General features: G+C 34.8%; 17 protein-coding genes and 1 other annotated feature (1 of these 18 cut by a window edge). Of the genes, 2 read left to right on the top strand and 15 right to left on the bottom strand.

Features of this window, described 5'->3' with window-relative positions:
* Window positions 1-153 precede the first annotated feature (153 nt).
* The 7 genes from ORL93_RS02490 to ORL93_RS02460 all read right to left on the bottom strand — a co-directional run bounded on the left by ORL93_RS02490 (window position 154) and on the right by ORL93_RS02460 (window position 5,185).
* Window positions 154-1,092, bottom strand: coding sequence for a DMT family transporter (locus tag ORL93_RS02490; RefSeq protein WP_006095128.1), 939 nt, complete (start codon window positions 1,090-1,092; stop codon window positions 154-156).
* A 93-nt stretch (window positions 1,093-1,185) separates the two neighbouring features.
* The gene (locus tag ORL93_RS02485) at window positions 1,186-1,701 is read right to left on the bottom strand and encodes a DinB family protein (protein ID WP_098160232.1); all 516 of its coding nucleotides are present in this window, start codon (window positions 1,699-1,701) and stop codon (window positions 1,186-1,188) included.
* Window positions 1,698-2,645, bottom strand: coding sequence for an alpha/beta hydrolase (locus ORL93_RS02480; RefSeq protein ID WP_265958571.1), 948 nt, complete (start codon window positions 2,643-2,645; stop codon window positions 1,698-1,700). The genes ORL93_RS02485 and ORL93_RS02480 overlap by 4 nt, the downstream gene beginning before the upstream one ends.
* Window positions 2,646-2,651: 6 nt before the next feature.
* Window positions 2,652-3,152 (bottom strand): GNAT family N-acetyltransferase, encoded by a 501-nt coding sequence (locus ORL93_RS02475; protein ID WP_018765729.1) that lies wholly within the window; start codon window positions 3,150-3,152, stop codon window positions 2,652-2,654.
* A gap of 62 nt (window positions 3,153-3,214) precedes the next feature.
* Complete coding sequence (locus ORL93_RS02470) at window positions 3,215-3,769, bottom strand: GNAT family N-acetyltransferase (RefSeq protein WP_098160230.1); 555 nt, start codon at window positions 3,767-3,769, stop codon at window positions 3,215-3,217.
* A 15-nt stretch (window positions 3,770-3,784) separates the two neighbouring features.
* Entirely contained in the window at window positions 3,785-4,486 is a 702-nt protein-coding gene (locus tag ORL93_RS02465) for a nucleotidyltransferase domain-containing protein (protein WP_098160229.1), read from the bottom strand.
* Window positions 4,487-4,501: 15 nt separating this feature from the next.
* Complete coding sequence (locus tag ORL93_RS02460) at window positions 4,502-5,185, bottom strand: DNA alkylation repair protein (protein WP_098160228.1); 684 nt, start codon at window positions 5,183-5,185, stop codon at window positions 4,502-4,504.
* A gap of 247 nt (window positions 5,186-5,432) precedes the next feature.
* On the opposite strand from ORL93_RS02460, the gene ORL93_RS02455 reads away from it, so the two are divergent.
* Window positions 5,433-6,089: a GNAT family N-acetyltransferase gene (locus ORL93_RS02455; protein ID WP_098160312.1), complete on the top strand. Its 657-nt coding sequence runs from the start codon at window positions 5,433-5,435 to the stop codon at window positions 6,087-6,089.
* On the opposite strand, the gene ORL93_RS02450 is transcribed toward ORL93_RS02455, so the two are convergent.
* The gene (locus ORL93_RS02450; protein WP_033796209.1) at window positions 6,048-6,299 is read right to left on the bottom strand and encodes a hypothetical protein; all 252 of its coding nucleotides are present in this window, start codon (window positions 6,297-6,299) and stop codon (window positions 6,048-6,050) included. The two genes, ORL93_RS02455 and ORL93_RS02450, sit on opposite strands and share 42 nt — an antisense overlap.
* Before the next feature lie 264 nt (window positions 6,300-6,563).
* On the opposite strand from ORL93_RS02450, the gene ORL93_RS02445 reads away from it, so the two are divergent.
* Window positions 6,564-7,391, top strand: coding sequence for a peptidoglycan-N-acetylglucosamine deacetylase (locus ORL93_RS02445; RefSeq protein ID WP_098160227.1), 828 nt, complete (start codon window positions 6,564-6,566; stop codon window positions 7,389-7,391).
* 336 nt (window positions 7,392-7,727) lie between these two features.
* On the opposite strand, the gene ltaS is transcribed toward ORL93_RS02445, so the two are convergent.
* The 7 genes from ltaS to aroC all read right to left on the bottom strand — a co-directional run bounded on the left by ltaS (window position 7,728) and on the right by aroC (window position 18,379).
* Complete coding sequence (gene ltaS, locus ORL93_RS02440) at window positions 7,728-9,692, bottom strand: lipoteichoic acid synthase (RefSeq protein WP_265958567.1); 1,965 nt, start codon at window positions 9,690-9,692, stop codon at window positions 7,728-7,730.
* A gap of 824 nt (window positions 9,693-10,516) precedes the next feature.
* On the bottom strand, window positions 10,517-12,142 hold the full coding sequence (locus ORL93_RS02435; RefSeq protein WP_006095166.1) for an ABC-F family ATP-binding cassette domain-containing protein: 1,626 nt from the start codon (window positions 12,140-12,142) through the stop codon (window positions 10,517-10,519).
* Window positions 12,143-12,282: 140 nt separating this feature from the next.
* Window positions 12,283-13,455 carry a GNAT family N-acetyltransferase gene (locus tag ORL93_RS02430; protein ID WP_098160225.1) on the bottom strand — a complete coding sequence of 391 codons (1,173 nt, stop codon included), beginning with the start codon at window positions 13,453-13,455 and terminating at the stop codon, window positions 12,283-12,285.
* Between the two features lie 220 nt (window positions 13,456-13,675).
* Window positions 13,676-14,980, bottom strand: a complete 1,305-nt coding sequence (aroA, locus tag ORL93_RS02425; RefSeq protein ID WP_098160224.1) for a 3-phosphoshikimate 1-carboxyvinyltransferase — start codon at window positions 14,978-14,980, stop codon at window positions 13,676-13,678.
* Window positions 14,981-14,996: 16 nt separating this feature from the next.
* Window positions 14,997-16,097, bottom strand: coding sequence for a prephenate dehydrogenase (gene tyrA, locus ORL93_RS02420; RefSeq protein WP_098160223.1), 1,101 nt, complete (start codon window positions 16,095-16,097; stop codon window positions 14,997-14,999).
* A complete protein-coding gene (gene hisC, locus ORL93_RS02415) occupies window positions 16,090-17,190 on the bottom strand; it encodes a histidinol-phosphate transaminase (RefSeq protein WP_265958566.1) in 1,101 nt (366 codons plus the stop codon). Before hisC ends, tyrA begins: the two co-directional genes overlap by 8 nt.
* 16 nt (window positions 17,191-17,206) lie before the next feature.
* On the bottom strand, window positions 17,207-18,379 hold the full coding sequence (aroC, locus tag ORL93_RS02410) for a chorismate synthase (protein ID WP_098160221.1): 1,173 nt from the start codon (window positions 18,377-18,379) through the stop codon (window positions 17,207-17,209).
* A 53-nt stretch (window positions 18,380-18,432) separates the two neighbouring features.
* Window positions 18,433-18,541 (bottom strand) — a binding site (T-box leader); it runs 127 nt beyond the window's last position.

Genomic DNA, 18,541 nt, shown 5'->3' with positions numbered 1-18,541 from the left:
TTTACTAACAACTATATTATAATTTTATCAAAATAGTTTCATACGTGGATAAAATATATAATTTTAGTTTCCATCAATTCATATTTTTCAAACGAAACAAAAAAAAACAGACCCTTATAATTACGAATCCATTCCTTTTCTATCTTTCATTTTTTATGCTGTTATCTTTTCTTCCTTTTTCATAACAACTGCAACATAACTATGCAGAATCATTCCTACAACAACTAAACTCATTCCAATCCATGATAATGATGATGGAAATGGAGCAGATAGCCAGATTAATTCTCCGAGTAATGCAAATAAAACTTCACCTGACTGCGTTGCTTCTACTGTTGCCAATTTCTGCGGATCATCCTTTACAAGATCTGTTGCAAAGAAAAATAATACAGTCGCAATTAAACCAGAACTAATTGCTACGATGAAGCATTGAAAAACTTGGTCACTTGATGGTAATCCATTTGTAGAAACCTCATAGCCTGATAACAAAAACCAAAATGGTAAACTTGCGAGTGTCATTCCAAGAACTCGTTGAAAAACATCTAACTCTCCTTTACATACTTGCATCATTTTTCGATTTCCAAGCGGGTAAGCAAATGCTGCTACAATTACGGGCACCACACATAAAACTGTTTCACGAATCCCTAAAGAAGAAGCATGTTCCACTTGCATAAGAAGCACACCTAATAATATGACAGCAGACATCATCAATTCTTTCATTGGAATTTTTTTATGTAGCGAATTTGTTGCAAATAATGGTGTTAATAAAATCCCTGCTATAATTGTAATTTGCCATGTTGAGGCAACGAGCCATCCTGGTCCAAATGCACCTGCGAAACTAAGTGGTGCGTAAAAAAGACCGAAGCCAACAATACTCCATAACAACCACTCTTTCGGATTACTTTTCATATATTGAAAGAGTTGCTTTAAATTCCCTCTATACATGACAATAATTAAAAGTAGTGGAACCATAAAGTAATATCGTAACGATGCACTCCAAATCCAGCTTCCGCCTTGTAAATCCATCGCACGGTTTAAAATAAATGTAAAGGCAAAGAAAAACGATGCCAATACCCCCGCTGCAATTGCTTTCATCCTAAAACCCCTTATACATTTTTTCTTCTACTATATAACAGAACACAATTAATTTAAAATAAATTTCATACTACAAGTGATATCTTTGTACATTTATCTAGAATCATATCGGTACAATTTCCGCAATCGACTTATATGAGCTTGATGATACCGATTATGATCAGCTATATGCCAGATTCCCCACCTAATCGTAGCAGTTTCACCATCTCCATAATATACTTCTCGTGTTAAGTCTGCTTCTGTTAGCTTCATACATTCGTCATAAAACATATTTTGAACACCTTCATAATCTCGCATGATTTCTCGCAAAGAACCTTTTGTTGTATTAGGTAATTCTCCTTTTTCATCAAGTATAGGACCATATTTTTCTTGTAATGATAATGGAACTTGCGCACCTTTCAAGCGATATACCCAATGTAAATCTACAACTGCTAGATGTTGAAGAATCTGCCCAATGTTATTTTCATCATTAGAAGAACCTTTGTAATGTAGTTCTTCTTTCCCTACATCCTTTACTAATTCTCTTAATCTTTTGAATGTATCACTTACAGTAGCATATAACACTGCAACGTAAGGGTTCATATCCCTTTCTACATATAAATCTTTCACTGCAATTCTCCTATCCAACTCTTAATCCTTTCATTGATCTCATGTGCCTTTTCATGATGAATATAATGCTTTGTATTTGGAAATATAATCTGTTCCGTTCTTGAAGATATTTTTAACAGTTCATTCTGCGTTTTCTCCCAATTTTCATATCCATTATTTGTTGCGAAAAATTGCAATACTGGCAGAGTTCCTAGATCCCCTTGTTCTATTACCTTTTTACCATTTCTACTCATCCACTCTAATTCTTCTTTCATATTTCGATTATTTGTATTTTTAAGAGCCATTGAAATTTTAAGTTCTTGTAATTCTTTTGGTAAATTAGGGATATCTATAAATACGTTATCCATGATTCCAAACAATGATAACGTACGCAATATGCCGATATTTTTAGCTGTATTCATTGTGTGCCAACTAACTTTCATACCTATATCCATTTCAAAATTCTGTGCGTATTCCGGACTAATTCCATCGATAAAAACTAATCCCTCAATTTCATTTGGATATAATTGTGCATAACGAATACTTTCTAATGCTCCCATTGAATGTCCTACTAATATAAAGGGAGGTTTCTCATCAGACTCTATTAATAATGCATGCAATTCGCTTACAACTGTATCAATATCCCTACTTCTCTCTGTTTTTTCACTGTATCCGTAGCCAGGTCGCTCATACACAACTACTCTATTTTCTTTTTCTAACTTATTATACAGTGGATAAAAATCTGCATACGGTGTAGTTGTTCCACTTCCTGCTGTCATAACTATCACTGGTTTATCCTCACGTTTTCCTGTTGCAAAAATGTGCATATCATGATTGTTAACTTCAATTATCTTACCAGGTACTTCCGTATAATTATTTACACAAATAACTTGGTACATTGCACTAGCAACCAAAACAATTGACACGATAAACAAAGCAATACGCTTCTTACTTTTAAACATCATATACGCTTAGAGAAATAAAACCATATGTTCATCATCGCGGTATATGCCATTCATTTTTAGTGCCTTTTTTTCTATCCCATACGTTGTAAAACTCATTGATTGATACAATTTTTTTGCTGCTTCATTATCTGAAACAACCCCTAAACTAATTTGCTCTATTTTTAGTTCTCTTGCCTTTTCAATTAACGCTCGAATTAAGCATTTTGCTAAGCCTTTCCCCCTACTTTGATGATCTACATACATGGCAACAAGATGCCCCTTATGCTTATATGCTGCTTTTTGTTCCGTTAGTAACGTTACTACACCCATTAGTTGATTCTCTTTATTAAAAGCACCGAATGTGTAACTAGTTTTTGAATTTAAATTTCGAACAACTTCCTCAACAGGATTTTCTTTTTGCATCGCTTCTTCATAAGTTGTCACGAATGATTCTGGATTCATTTGTAGTGCTTGTAAGCGTAAGTTCCAATATTGTACTGCATCTAAGTCTGATAAAACTCGAATCATTTGTATGCATCCTCTCATCATTAAATTTCTAAACTTAATCCACTTTTGTTTACATAATAATATTATATGTTCAAAACTTTTTTATTAATAATTTCATATTCTTCTTTCAACATACTAAAACGATACCGATTAATAAATGCACCTTCTCGTAATCTATCATTTCTCATGATTCCTTCACAAACAAACCCAGCCTTTTCATAACTTTTTATCGCATTTATGTTATCCGCATCAACACGTAGCCACACTTTCTCTAGACCAAATTCATAAAATCCAATTTGTAACATGCTGTATAGCGCCGCAATACCATATCTTCGCCCCCAATATTCTTTGTTACCAATTGCAATTCCTAATTCAGCATTTTTATTCGTTGTATCAAAGTTTTTTAAATCGACCCAGCCGATATGCACACCATCTCTAGTAACAATAGCTCGTTGTTCATACCCATTTTCTCGATTCATACACATCTCAATCCATCTTTTTGTCTCATCACGTGTAAACGGTGGATATTGATCAGGTACAACTAAATGTTTTGTTACTTCTTTATCTAATGACCATTGATATCGATCTTCTACATCGTCTAATGTAAATTCTCTTAATTTAATAACTGGTACATTCATTTCTCCATCTCCCTTTTATTTCCCTACAGAAAATCCCTCAAACAATCTGCCTCCATAGTTTTCTAAAGTGCTCTCGACAAAGGCAATCAGTTTCTTCTTCTCCCCAGTTCTATAAAATTGATCAAAAACTGCAACAAACTCTTCTGCAAATGATGTATCATATTTCCTTAACACCCTAATAAACCATTTAGAATTGCCAACCCATTGTCCATTTACTCGAAGTACAAATTCATGAACTAAATCAGCCAAAAGATTAGCAATAAACAATTCTTCTTCCCTCTTTGTCGCACCAATAAAATCGTCTAGTGCATCCGTAATAAAGTAACGCTTCTGTCTGATAAGTTCTTCTGTCCATTTTTCAGGCCCTTTATCTAATAATTGCCGTGCTTCCAGTTTTAAGCTAGTTACAATTCCTTCCTCCCCTTTTAAAATAATCCCTTCCGAAACTAATTGTGGTAAACTAGGTCTCCCACGCTTGCAGTCACCTTTAAAATATTCTTTATATGTTTTAAAATTATGTACAAACACTTCAACTGGCCAACCATTGCTAAAAAAAGATTCACGATAACAATGAGATAGACTATCATCCAATATTATAATATCAAGATCAGATGTTTTGGTTGCTTCTCCCCTTGCAATACTTCCTCCTAATAAAGCGACGTCGCAATGTGGAAATTGTGATTCAATAATTTTTTGTGCAGCGTCAATTGCTTTCATGCTGTTCTCCTTCTTTCATTTTCTTTTTTTATTTCTTTCTCTATCCCGTGCTTTTATAATATATGCCTCTGCTTCAGGTGTTTTACATGAAGTGGCACCATGATCAACATCAACCTTTCCAATTTCACGTGCAATTGTGATTGCTTTTTGCTCAAGCTCATCATTTCGAATTCCAATCGCAATAAGTGCACTATTCATTGCTTCTTTTTTTCGATTTTTTTCAGTATGTATATGAGCCTTAATTTCTTTTAAAAATGGTAGAAAAAATTCATCTTCTAACGATTTATCCTTTATAGCAACATGAGCGAGTAAAGACCAACCCGCTCTACCAATCCATTCATCTTGAGATGCTGTCCACTTTTTCAATTTCTCTATTGCAATTGGAGACGAACTTACAGCTGACATGAGTACATCCATCAAACAATAATAATCAACCTCTTGTACCCATTCATCCAACTGCTCTGACGTGAATTTTTTTGGATCAACAATCATTGTAGCTAATGTCATTGCATCCATATTTTTTGTTTCCCATAATGACATGGCTAATTCATGATCTTTTTTGATTTTCTTCTTTAATTGTTTTAAATTTGCAAAACTAACACCGAATAGTGGCTCTTTTGCCCCATGGTTCTTATATGTTTTACGATTTTGTTCTGTTCCACATTCCTCAAGCTGATGCATGACTTCTTCTAATATCATTTGGGCACCTCGTTTTTATGTTATTTCTCCTTGCCTTAAATACGCACTTACGATATATTCGACATTATTTATTATTTTCCTAGTTTTTATTTTTAAATACGGTATGTGAAATTAAATAAACCTAAAAAAAGATGCAATGAAATATCTTACCTAACTAAAGAAGGAATTTTGATTTTTATGTTATATAATATTACACATATGCAATGAATAAGGGGTGAATGATACATTGCTTTCGAATTTTGAATTAATGTCTATTCAGACTGAAGTTTTATTTTCTCATAATCAATTTGGAAAAATAACAAGTATTAACGAACCTGAAAGCACAGTTGCACCTCGTTTTTTTCTTGGTCATACAAAAGATGGTACGATTAGACGATATCGCTTTGATCTACCCAACGTTCTAACAAATGAGATTGAAGAATTATTTACCAATCATCCTAATCACATAGATTTAGCAAAAATTATGCACATACTAAGCGGAGAACAGCCGATACATAAAATCTGGATAGGGCCTGCTTTTGTATTTCCAAATAAGCTAGATAATCCTATCCGAGCAATAAAGATTACGGAGACAAATAAAGAACTTCTTCAATACAGCTTTCCAAATTTATTACATCAGTTAAAATGGCGACAACCTTGTTTTGCAATTCTTGAAAACGAGATGATTGTTTCTATATGCTGTAGTGCAAGAAGTACAACTATAGCCGCTGAAGCAAGTGTAGAAACATTAGTGTCCTTCCAAGGGAAAGGATATGGCTATAATGTTGTAGCAACTTGGGCGAAAGCCGTACAAAATGAAGGTCGTATTCCTCTTTATAGCACTTCTTGGGATAATTTCGCTTCACAAGCAGTAGCAAAAAAATTAAAACTGATTAACTATGGAACTGACATTCACTTCTCTTAAAACTGCATCTATATTACTTTCTGCTATCCATTTCAGCTGATTTTTCAACTTGTTTTGAGCTTGAGCCCTTCCAAACCCCTTATCATTTTCTATCCTCCTTGACAAGATGGGATCCACAAAATGAATTAATTCTACCTCCAATACTTCAAATGCTCTTTCTATATATTCAATATTTGAATGATGGGCATGTAAACAAGCTATTTTTTTCACTTTTATCACACCTTTTTCATTTTAAAAACGCATATGTACAATTATAGAATTTAGATTTTTTAACCAACGCATTTCTGTTTTTTGTCCATTTCTCTTTTCATTCTCAAAAACCTGCTAAGCAAGAATAATTATCACAGTAAAAACAACAAAATCTTGCATACTTTTTTACAAACTTTTTTGTACTTGTAAAAATCTTTTTTTGCATTTACCTACCTAAAATTGCTAATATAGTAGAGTAGAACTATTATAGAGAGAAGGAAAACTATGCACAATGGAATTCGAATGACAACCTTAGTAAAAAGGGCATTGTTAATTTGCGTCGGGGTATTATTTTTATACGAAGCAATGTACGGTCCAACTCATATTGCTCGGGCAAGTACGGAAGATGAAACAAAATCTGTTCAACTTGTAAGTGAAATTCAAACTGCTCTAGCTCCGAAAGAAGCTCCAAAACAATATAACGGGCAAGTTAGAAAAGTTGCTTACTTAACATTTGACGATGGTCCTGGAAAGTACACTGCTGAGCTATTAGAAATGTTGAAAAAAGAAGATGCGAAAGCTACATTTTTCCTAATTGGAGCAAACGTTAAAGCATTTCCAGATCTTGTGAAACAAGAATTAGCCGAAGGACATTATGTTGGTATGCACAGTATGACACATAACTACAAAAAGCTATATACTGAAGGACATTATGTGGATGAAATGAAAGAAGATCAAAGTTTAATTGCTGGGATTATCGGAAAATCCCCTATCTTAACACGTCCACCATATGGCTCAATGCCAGGATTGAATGAAGTGCTCCGCAATAAAGTTGCTGAAGGTGGTTTTAAGGTTTGGGATTGGACAATTGACTCTTTAGACTGGAGATATAATAAAATGCCAGTAGATGCTGCCTCGGCGCAAATTGTACAAAATGTTCTTGCTGGTGCTACAAATCCAATCGAGGTCGTGTTAATGCATGATATTCACCCACAATCAGTAAAAGCTGTGCCTGGGATCATTAAAGGTCTAAAAGAAAAAGGTTATGAACTGGAAAGTTATCAAGAAGATGAACATTTCCCATTAAACTTCTGGCATGATAAACGTATGTAATAAAAAAAGACTTGATTTTCTTTATAGGAAAATCAAGTCTTTTTTTATTTTTATTTGTTTAGAAAATAGAAGTTATTAATTTTACAAGTATAGATACTAACTTTGCAAAATTAGATTGTTTCAATCACTTTCTACTAATATAGTATCTTGTATCTCCCATTAAATTAAGTCCAAATTATCGTTTCTGTAGTGTGCAATAATTGTGCTCTTTTCATACATTCATTATACTCTATCAATACGGTATGTGAAATTATCAAATGTCTCCAAAATAGAAAAGCCTCCTCACAAGGATATTTATCCTTATAAGGAGACTAACGTTGATTTATTTTATTACGTTTAACCTTCTTGCGTAGTTTTTACTTTCGTCTTATTTTTATCACGATGATTATAGTTATATTTCGAACGATCTACTGGTGTAAATCCTTCTGGTGTGTAGAATCGTAATAAATCTCCGTTTACAACTTCATCAGAAAATTCAAGTTTCTGTTGAACCATTTTTTCATTTTGTTTGATTTCATCCGTTGCTTCTACTGGTTTTCCAGTGGTTGTGTCATAATACTTTCCATTAAGCGCAGTAACGGCCGGACTTACATAGTTACCATTACGGAATGGAACAACTTGTTGATGCTCTGGTGATAATAAATCTGTACCAAATTGGATATAATTCTTTGTATCGGTACCTAGTAAATGTAACAGCGTTGGAAGAACATCGATTTCTCCGCCATATTGGTGTTGAACTCCGCCCTTCATTCCTGGAACATGAATGATTAAAGGTACACGTTGTAATTGTGCATTTTCAAATGAATTAATTTCTTTACCCATGATTTGTGACATCGCTGCATTATGATTATCTGAAATACCATAATGGTCTCCATACATCACAATGATCGAATTGTCATATAAACCAGATTGCTTCAAGTAATCCATAAAGCTTTTTACAGATTCATCTAAATAACGTGCTGTTTGGAAATACGTATCTACAGATGAATCACCAGTTTTTGCTGGTTCAATTGTCGCTTCATCCTTATTAATTGGATAAGGGAAGTGATTTGATAACGTAATAAACTTCGCATAGAACGGTTGTTTTAATGTTTGTAACATTGGAATAGACTCATTAAAGAATGGTTTATCTTTCAGACCATAGTTTACAACATCTTTTTCATTCATATCATAATATGATGCATCAAAGAATTTATTAAATCCAAATGATTTATAAATATCATCGCGATTCCAGAATGTTTTATAGTTACCATGGAACACCGCAGATGTATAGCCCTGCTGTCCTAAAATAGCTGGTGCTGCTTGATACGTATTATGAGCTTTGTTTGTAAATACAGACCCTTGTGGTAAACCGAATAGTGAGTTCTCTAACATAAACTCCGCATCAGATGTTTTACCTTGTCCTGTTTGATGGAAGAAGTTATCAAAATACAGTGTATTTGCATCTTGTGTAAATGAATTTAAGAATGGTGTAACTTCTTGTCCGTTCAACTTGTAATTAATTAAAAAGTTTTGGAACGACTCTAAATGAATATAGATAACGTTCATACCTTTCCCCTTACCAAAATACTCTGGGTTAGGGCTTGCATAGTTCGATGTAATATAGTTTCTTACACCTGTCATGCTATCTCCATCCGCTAAAGCACGTTCTGTCGATGCTTTCATACTTTGGATGCCATCATAAATTGTATAGTTGTACGCACCTAAGTATTTGACAATGTAGTTGCGGTCAAACGTTCTTGTTAGTAATTCAGGACGATCAGATTCTGCTAAACCTAAGTTGATGCTAAAAATCAAAATCCCCATAATAAATACAAGTGACAATTTATATTTTGCAACACGAATTGGTTTTGGATTAGCGAATTTTGTTATTACCAACACAAGCAAGATAATTGTGTCTAAGAAATATAATGGATCATATAGATGTAATAACGCTAAAATACTACCACCTAAATCTCCAAAGTTATTCGTTTGTGTTAATGTCGGGAACGTAATAAAATCGCTGAAAAAGCGATAATATACTACGTTTGAGTATAAGATAATTGACAGTAACAAATTAATAATAATTAACCAAATATAAGATCGTTTCCCTTTTGCAAATAATGCAAGTCCTAAAAATAGGACAGCTGAGCTTAGCGGGTTAAAAAATAGCAAGAATTTTTGGATTGTGTTCGATATTCCTAAGTCGAATTCTGTAACATATGCTGCATATGTTTTTAACCAGAATAAAACAACTGCAAAAATAAAGAACCCAAAATGATTACTTAACACACGTTTGCTCTTTAATAATAATTGTTTCATCTCTCCACCTCTTTTAATCATCCAAGGTTTATTTTTTATAAGTCTACCTCTGTTTTGAATTTACTTTCCCAAAACAACCCTCACTTTTCTTTAACCTTATGAAGAATATTAGTAATTATAAGTTTAAGGTTGTATTTATTCAACTATTTCTTATTAAATATGTTGACCTAGATATATATTTAATAAAATGCATTTGTAACATTTTTTATTTCTATCTAACTTTCTAAAAATCCGTCCGGTTATTAGGACACTCCCCACTATAAACTTTTATTCTTCACTCCGCAAACATTCTTATTTCCAAAATTACCAATTGGATTTATTGCTGCTAATTTATTCATTCTGAGAAAATTTCTTCTTACTGCGTCCTTTATATGTAAAAAATTATAATTCACATACATATTTTTTATTATTAACTTCTATAAACAACATTTAATTCCATTATTTCTCCTGTACATTTAACATTAGCTTTGTGATACGAAAAGAATATATTTAATCTGAACAGACCGGTTCCGTTTGGAAAGACATGTAATTTTTCATTATATGTAACTTCTTTTCAATATAATTTCATGAATATTGAAAAAAATGTACACATTTATATATATACAAATCCCTGCTATGCAGAATAAAAAGTAACTTACACTCGTTTGCTCTTTCTGTTTTTACTTCGCATGTGGCAGAAAAAGGCCCTGACCGCTTCTATGCATGGCCAGAAGCTCTCCCCCACCTAAAAAAAGGGGTTTTATGTCGGTTTTTTAATTGATGTACATATAGTAAAAAAACAAAACCCTCGCTCTATTCTAAGTGCGAGGGTTTTGTTTTACAGATTATTTCCCTTGATACATTGCATCTACTTGCTTTTGAAGTTCTACATTTTCTAAGAACTCATCGTATGTTGCTTCTTTATCGATTACACCGTTTGGTGTCACTTCGATAATACGATTTGCAATTGTTTGTACGAACTGATGGTCATGAGATGTAAATAGTAATGTTCCTTTAAATGCGATTAAACCGTTGTTTAATGCTGTGATAGACTCAAGGTCTAAATGGTTCGTTGGATCATCAAGTGTTAATACGTTTGCTCCGCTTAACATCATTTTAGAAAGCATACAACGAACTTTTTCTCCACCTGACAATACAGAAACATTTTTCTTTACTTCTTCACCAGAGAATAGCATACGACCTAAGAAGCCACGCAAGAAACTTTCTGTTTCATCTTGCGGAGAGAACTGACGTAACCATTCAACTAAGTTATATTCACTGTTCTCGAAGTACTTAGAGTTATCTCTTGGGAAGTAAGCTTGAGATGTTGTAACGCCCCACTTAAATGAACCGCTATCTGGCTCCATTTCACCCATAAGAATTTTAAATAATGTTGTCATCGCAATATCATTGCGTCCGATAAATGCAACTTTATCACCTTTTGATAATGTGAAGTACACATTATCTAACACTTTTTCTCCATCAATCGTTTTTGAAAGACCTTCTACAGTTAATAAGTCATTTCCTACTTCACGCTCTGGTGTGAAGCCAACGAATGGATAACGGCGTGATGATGGTTTAATATCATCTAATGTAATTTTATCTAATAATTTTTTACGAGAAGTCGCTTGCTTCGCTTTAGATGCGTTTGAACTAAAGCGTGCAATGAAGTTTTGTAACTCTTTTACTTTCTCTTCTTTTTTCTTATTTGCATCTTGTGTTAGTTTTAATGCTAATTGGCTTGATTCATACCAGAAGTCATAGTTACCAACATACAATTGAATTTTACCGAAATCAAGATCCGCCATGTGCGTACATACTTTATTTAAGAAGTGACGGTCATGGGATACAACGATAACTGTATTTTCAAAGTTCATTAAGAAGTTCTCTAACCATTGAATCGCTTTTAAGTCTAAGTGGTTGGTAGGCTCATCTAATAATAGAATGTCAGGTTGACCGAATAATGCTTGAGCAAGTAATACTTTTACTTTCTCTGCCCCTGTTAATTCTGACAATTTTTTGTCATGAACGTCTTCTCCAATGCCTAGGCCTTTTAAAAGAATTGCAGCTTCAGATTCAGCTTCCCAACCGTTTAGCTCAGCAAATTCACCTTCCAGTTCTGCAGCACGCATACCGTCTTCATCACTGAAATCTTCTTTCATGTAAATTGCATTTTTTTCTTGCATTACTTTGTAAAGACGTGTGTGACCCATAATTACTGTTTCTAATACAGGAAACTCTTCGTATTCGAAGTGGTTCTGTTTTAATACTGCTAAACGCTCACCTGGCGTGATGTTTACATCACCTGTTGATGGATCAATTTCTCCAGATAAAATCTTTAGAAATGTTGATTTACCAGCACCGTTTGCTCCGATTAAACCGTAGCAGTTACCTGGTGTGAATTTTATGTTAACATCATCAAATAATTTTCTGTCCGCAAAGCGCAATCCTACGTTACTAACTGTAATCATGTGTTTCCTCCAATTTCGATACTTTTATATACATACTTCACTTACTATAACATACTTAGGCATCTAAAGGTATATCTAATCATCTTTCTATTTCAACAAAATAAAAAGCACTTTTCAAATCGTGCTTTTTATTTGAAATTTTAAAAGAAATCATAAATAAACGGCTTATGTAATGGAATCAAATGTTCAAGTGTTTTTACTTCTTCCTCACTCCCTAAAATATGGTCCATTTCGTATAACTCTAATAGACGCTTATATCCGAATAACATTGCTGATAAATCATTTATATTTAAATGGATTCCTCTACTGTTCCATTTTTCTGTTTCTTCTTTATTAATAATTACTACTTCTTTACTTTGTAATTTAACCGTCACATTATTCCATGAGGCAAATGAGTCTGAAATATGTAAAATGACATTATTTTGTTGATTACTCCAAACAAATGGATATTGATTTAAAAACTGCTCCACATCTACGATTCGAGCCATAAAATAAGGAGTAATTTCAGTCTTCACTCGAGGCTCTTGTAAAGTATAAAGTAATGGCTCTGTTTCACTTAGTATCATCTTAAGCTCTTTTATCATAGAATCATGTTGGCAAATAAAATTCCAAAGTCCATTTCGAGCTTCATTATTTAGCGGTACAAATTCTTCCACTGTCATTTTTGAATCATTTATTTTGTACAGCATATAACCAGTAGCTTCATCTTTTTCATTGTAATAGACCGCTGCCGTCAAATCATGGTAAACTGCTTGCGTCCACCAATCCGTACTTCGAACTAGCATACCAACGAATCGCTTTGCAAATTGCTCATATACTGCTTCTATTTCTTTTGGATGTGAATCTTTATTAAAACGTCTCACATTCCCTTTCACATGCTTCTGCATCACTAAATCACTCTTCGTCATGGAACATATGAAACGATTGGCAAATAGTTCCCATCCATACTTTCTATAGAATGAAACTGCAAATGGATGTAACATTGATACACTAAATCCATCTTGTTTCATTTTTTGTAGCACATACTTCAGTAATTCTTTTACATGCCCACTCCGTCTATACTCTGGGTATGTCGCTACTCCTGCAATTCCACCCATTTTAAACATTTCATCACCAATATTTATTTCGAATGGAAGAAGGTGCAGTTTTGCTGCGAGTTGATCTCCTTCCAAAATTCCAAATAGTTGATGGTGTTTTTTCATTAATGTAAGACGCTTTTCAATTTGATCTTCCGGTACCTTATATTGAAAGGCATATTCAGATAAAGCAATCGCTTCTCTATATTGTCGCTCTGCTAATTCAATTACTTTCATGACTTTCTCCTCCTATTCCCTTTATTACATTCGTACTCATGCGGATAAAATCCTATCTAAAAAATCAGAAAGGTCGATGGAATATACATCGACCTTTCTATAATTATTATATCTCGATATAACACACACTATCTTCCAAATAAAGATTTACCATAAAACAAAAAGCTGTACTTACTAATTACTTTTATCATGTCCCCTGTATACCATATAAAGTTTCACTTTATGCTTTTTCCAATTCGGTTTGTAGTTTGCTCAATTCCTGAAAGAATGTAGGATACGATACACCTACTGCTTCTGCATCTTGAATCGTTGTTTTTCCTTCAGCTATACAGCCGGCGATTGCAAGCATCATTCCAATGCGGTGATCACCGTAACTATGTACTGTATTGCCTTTTAAAGTTGATTTACCGTAAATAATCATTCCGTCATCTGTTGCTTCAATACGAGCTCCTAGTTTCGTTAGTTCAGCAACAACTGTGTCAATACGATTCGTTTCTTTCACTTTTAGCTCACGTGCATCTTTAATAACCGTAATTCCTTCAGCTTGCGTTGCCGCTAATGCGATAATCGGAATTTCATCGATTAATCTTGGAATAATATCCCCGCCAATTTCGATTCCTTTTAGTGAAGATGTTTCAATAGTAATGTTTGCAGCTGGTTCTGATGCTCCTTCGTTAATTGGTTCTATAGTGAACGTAGCACCCATTCTCTCTAAAACATCTATAATACCTGTACGAGTCGGATTCATTCCTACATTTTGTAGTTGTATTTTACTATTTGGAATAATGGCTCCTGCTACTAAGAAAAATGCCGCTGATGATACGTCACCTGGAACTTGAACGTCTATTCCAGTTAATTTCTGGCCACCTGCTAGTTTTACAGTTTTCCCTTCACGAGTTACTGTAACACCAAACGCCTCAAGCATTCTTTCCGTATGATCGCGTGAAATGTGCGGTTCTGTAACAGCTGTTACACCTTCTGCACGAAGACCTGCAAGTAAAATAGCTGACTTTACTTGTGCGCTTGCAACTGGGGAAGTGTATTGGATTGCTTTTAATGCTCCACCTCTTATTGTTAGCGGTGTGTACGTCCCGTCTTCTCGGCCATCAATGTTTGCGCCCATTTGCTTTAATGGATTGGTTACGCGTTTCATCGGTCTTTTTGCGATAGAAGCATCACCTTGTACGCAAGAAAAGAATGGCGTGTTTGCCAATATTCCTGATATTAATCGTATCGTAGTTCCAGAATTACCAACATCTAATACAGCTTTTGGTTCTTGTAAACCTTCAATTCCTTTTCCGATTACAATAACTTCATCACCGTTTTGCATAATGTCTACTCCCATTTCTTTAAAACAAGAAATAGTACTTAAACAGTCTGCACCAGGTAGAAAGCCTTTAATTGTTGTTCTTCCCTCTGCAATTGCGCCAAACATAACAGCGCGGTGTGAAATGGATTTATCACCAGGAATTGTAATGGTTCCATTCAATCCGTTATTAACAGGTTGTATTGTTCTTTCTTTCACGTTTTCACCTTCTCATTTAAATTGTTTCATATGTTTGGTATTCTTCTTTTCCAAGCGCTAGTTTTGCTTTCATACGATCTTCTTCTCTTTGGAAGCTAATACGTAATACCCCAAGCAACCCTTCACGCGCTTCCAATATTTGTAAGTTCGTAATGCTAATTTCTTCTCGCGCAAGAATACTCGTAATATGAGCTAATGCCCCTACTTTATCTAAAACATCGACGTATAAGTCGTGATAGGCAGGAATAGCTCCTCTTTTTCTCACTGGTAAAGAATCACGATATTCTTTCGCATCTGCAAAGTAGTTTTGTATTTCGCCTGCATCTCCTATAGAAACCGTCTTATATAACTCTTCCATTTCAGAGATCCACTCTTTTAATAATACCATTAAATGCTCACGATTTTGCTTTACAATGTCACTCCACATTTTCGGACTGCTAGATGCGATACGTGTAATATCTTTAAATCCACCTGCAGCTAGTTGATGAATGAGTGGATTATCTCCTGCATGTTTCTCGACTTGTTTTACTAAACCTGCCGCAATAAGATGCGGAAAATGACTAACGATTCCTGTTACATAATCGTGTTCTTCTGTATTTAAGACGAGAAAATGTGATCCTGTTCCTTTCAACCATACTTTTAGCTCTTCCACTTGATCATTTGGCACATGATTCATCGGTGTTAAAATGTAAAATGCATTTTCAAATAAATGCGCCTTTGCACTTTCAACACCAGTTTTATGAGACCCTGCCATCGGATGTCCGCCAATAAAAGAAACTTTCTTTGAAAATAAAGCTTCCGCTTCATTCATAATTGTTCCTTTTGTACTTCCAACATCGGTCACTATTACATCATCCCGTAAACGAAATGACGCTAGTTTGTGTAATAACTTCTTCGTTTCTTCAACTGGAGAGGCAAAAATAATTAAATTTGCCTCTTCGCATGCACGCTGTAAATCTATTGCTACTTCATCTAATACATGTAATTCTTTCGCACGCTCTACCTGCTCTTTAAATAAATCATAACCTGTTATCGTTACATCGTGCTCTTTCTTAATTGCTAATGCGAGAGAGCCTCCTATTAATCCTGTTCCAATTAATACTACCTTTTTACACATTGGCCTCATCTCGAGACTTATGTTTTTTATTTTCAAAGTGTTGTTTTAACACTGAAATCACTCCTTCATTTTGTTCCCTTGTTCCGATTGTAATACGGACACCATTTGGAAACGGACGAATAATAAACCCTGCGTGCGCGCAAGCTTCATAAATTTCTCCCGCATCATCTACCGGCAAGAAGATGAAGTTTGTTTGCGACGGATAGAATGGAATTTCATTTCTCTTACAAAAACTTTCGTATTGTTGCAGCCCCTCTGTATTAACACGTACTATCTTTTCAATAAATGACTCATCGCTTAAGGCAATCGTTGCTGCATTTTGTGCCAATGAAGATACGTTAAACGGCAAACGTACAACATTTAATTTCTCGATTAACTCTTCATGTCCAATCGAATACCCAACACGGAATGATGCTAATCCATATGCTTTAGAAAACGTTCTTAGTATAAGAATGTTTTTATGTTTTTCTAGAAGCGGTAATGTCTCTGGGAAATCTTTTGCTGTTACGTATTCATAGTACGCTTCATCAATGACAATTAACGTATTTTTACTAATTCCCTCAATGAATTGAGTCAATTTTCGCTCATTTACATATGTGCCTGTCGGATTGTTCGGATTACAAATCCAAACGATTTTTGTATTGTTATCAACCTCTGAAGAAATTTCGTCTAAGTCATATACACCGTTATTTAAAGCTACTTCTTTCACTTCGCACCCTTCAATAACTGCATGATGACGATATTGCGGGAAAGTTTCTCCTGCTGTTACTACATTATCACCCTTACAAAGTACCACACGGCTTATAATTTGAATGACTTCATCAAGTCCGCTTCCACATATAATTTGTTCCTTTTGAACTTGTAGTTTTTCTGCAATTGTTTGGCGAAGTTCTACAGCTCCTCCATCTGGATATAAGGCATGTTCATGCCATGCTTTTTGCAACTCTTCTATAACACGTGGTGAACAACCGAATGGATTTTCATTTGATGCTAATTTTACAAATGAATGATCCCCATATATCTCTTTCATTTGCTGCGCCGATTTACCTGGTTTATATGGCTGTAATGATGATAATTGCTCTTTTACCTTCATCTGGCATCCATCCTTTTTAAAATTCTTTTGCATATTTGTTATGCTGCGTAATATTTTGCTTGATTAATTCCATGCGGTCTTTTCCGAATTGTTCAACTAATGCATCCGCAAGCTCCCATGCAACCACAGCTTCTGCAACAACACTTGCAGCTGGTACTGCACAACTATCAGATCGTTCAATACTTGCTTGGAATGTTTCTTTCGTATCAATATCTACACTCGCAAGTGGCTTATATAATGTAGGAATCGGCTTCATTACACCTCTTACTACAATTGGCATTCCTGTAGTCATACCACCTTCTAATCCACCTGCATGATTTGTTTTTCTTGTATAGCCTTTTTCTTCATCCCATAGGATTTCATCGTGCACTAAGCTTCCTGGCTGCCTTGCCGCCTCAAATCCAATCCCAATTTCAGCACCTTTAAAAGCATTAATACTCATAATTGCTCCCGCGAGTTTTGCATCTAATTTACGATCATAATGTACGTAGCTACCAACACCAATTGGCATCCCTTCCGCAATTACTTCTACAATTCCACCTATTGAATCCCCACTTCTTTTTGCAGTATCGATAGCATCCATCATCTTTTGCTCTACCTCTTTATCTAGGCAACGCACAGGTGAATTTTCTGTAATTGTTTGAATTTCTTCTATTAGTAGTCGGCCTACACGATTTGCTTGTATCCCGCCAATCTCAAGAACATGTCCTGCAATTTGCACACCTAATTCTTTTAAAATTTGTTTTGCAACTGCACCAGCAGCTACTCTTACAGTTGTCTCCCTTGCAGAAGAACGTTCCAAAACATTTCGTATATCACGGTGACCATATTTAATTGCACCATTTAAATCAGCATGTCCTGGACGTGGTTTTGTAATTGTACGTTTCATTTCTTTACTTTCTTGCTCCGAAATAGGTTCAGCCCCCATTACTTTCGTCCAATGTTTGAAATCATCATTTTTTACGATTAATGTAATTGGTGAACCAAGTGTTATTCCGTGGCGCACACCACTTACAATCTCTACTGTATCCGTTTCAATTTGCATGCGTCTCCCGCGACCATGCCCTTTTTGTCTTCTTAATAATTCCTTATTAATATGTTCTGCTTGTAACGATAATCCTGCAGGTACACCTTCTAAAATAACAGTTAACTGCGGACCATGTGATTCTCCAGCTGTAATATATCTCATTTCTCTTACCCCTTTATTATTTTTTTGTACAAAAAAGTCCCTACTGAGCGCTCAGTAGGGACGATTCATATCGCGGTACCACCCTAATTGTAGACTATTTTTTTGTCTACCTCTTATCATTGTTAACGATCTATGAGACCGTCTTTCCCTTCATAAAGATAT

Source organism: Bacillus sp. DHT2, from assembly GCF_026241455.1.
Lineage (GTDB): Bacteria > Bacillota > Bacilli > Bacillales > Bacillaceae_G > Bacillus_A > Bacillus_A pseudomycoides.
The sequence above is the reverse complement of the archived record's forward strand: the minus strand, read 5'-3'. Positions and strand labels throughout refer to the sequence as shown.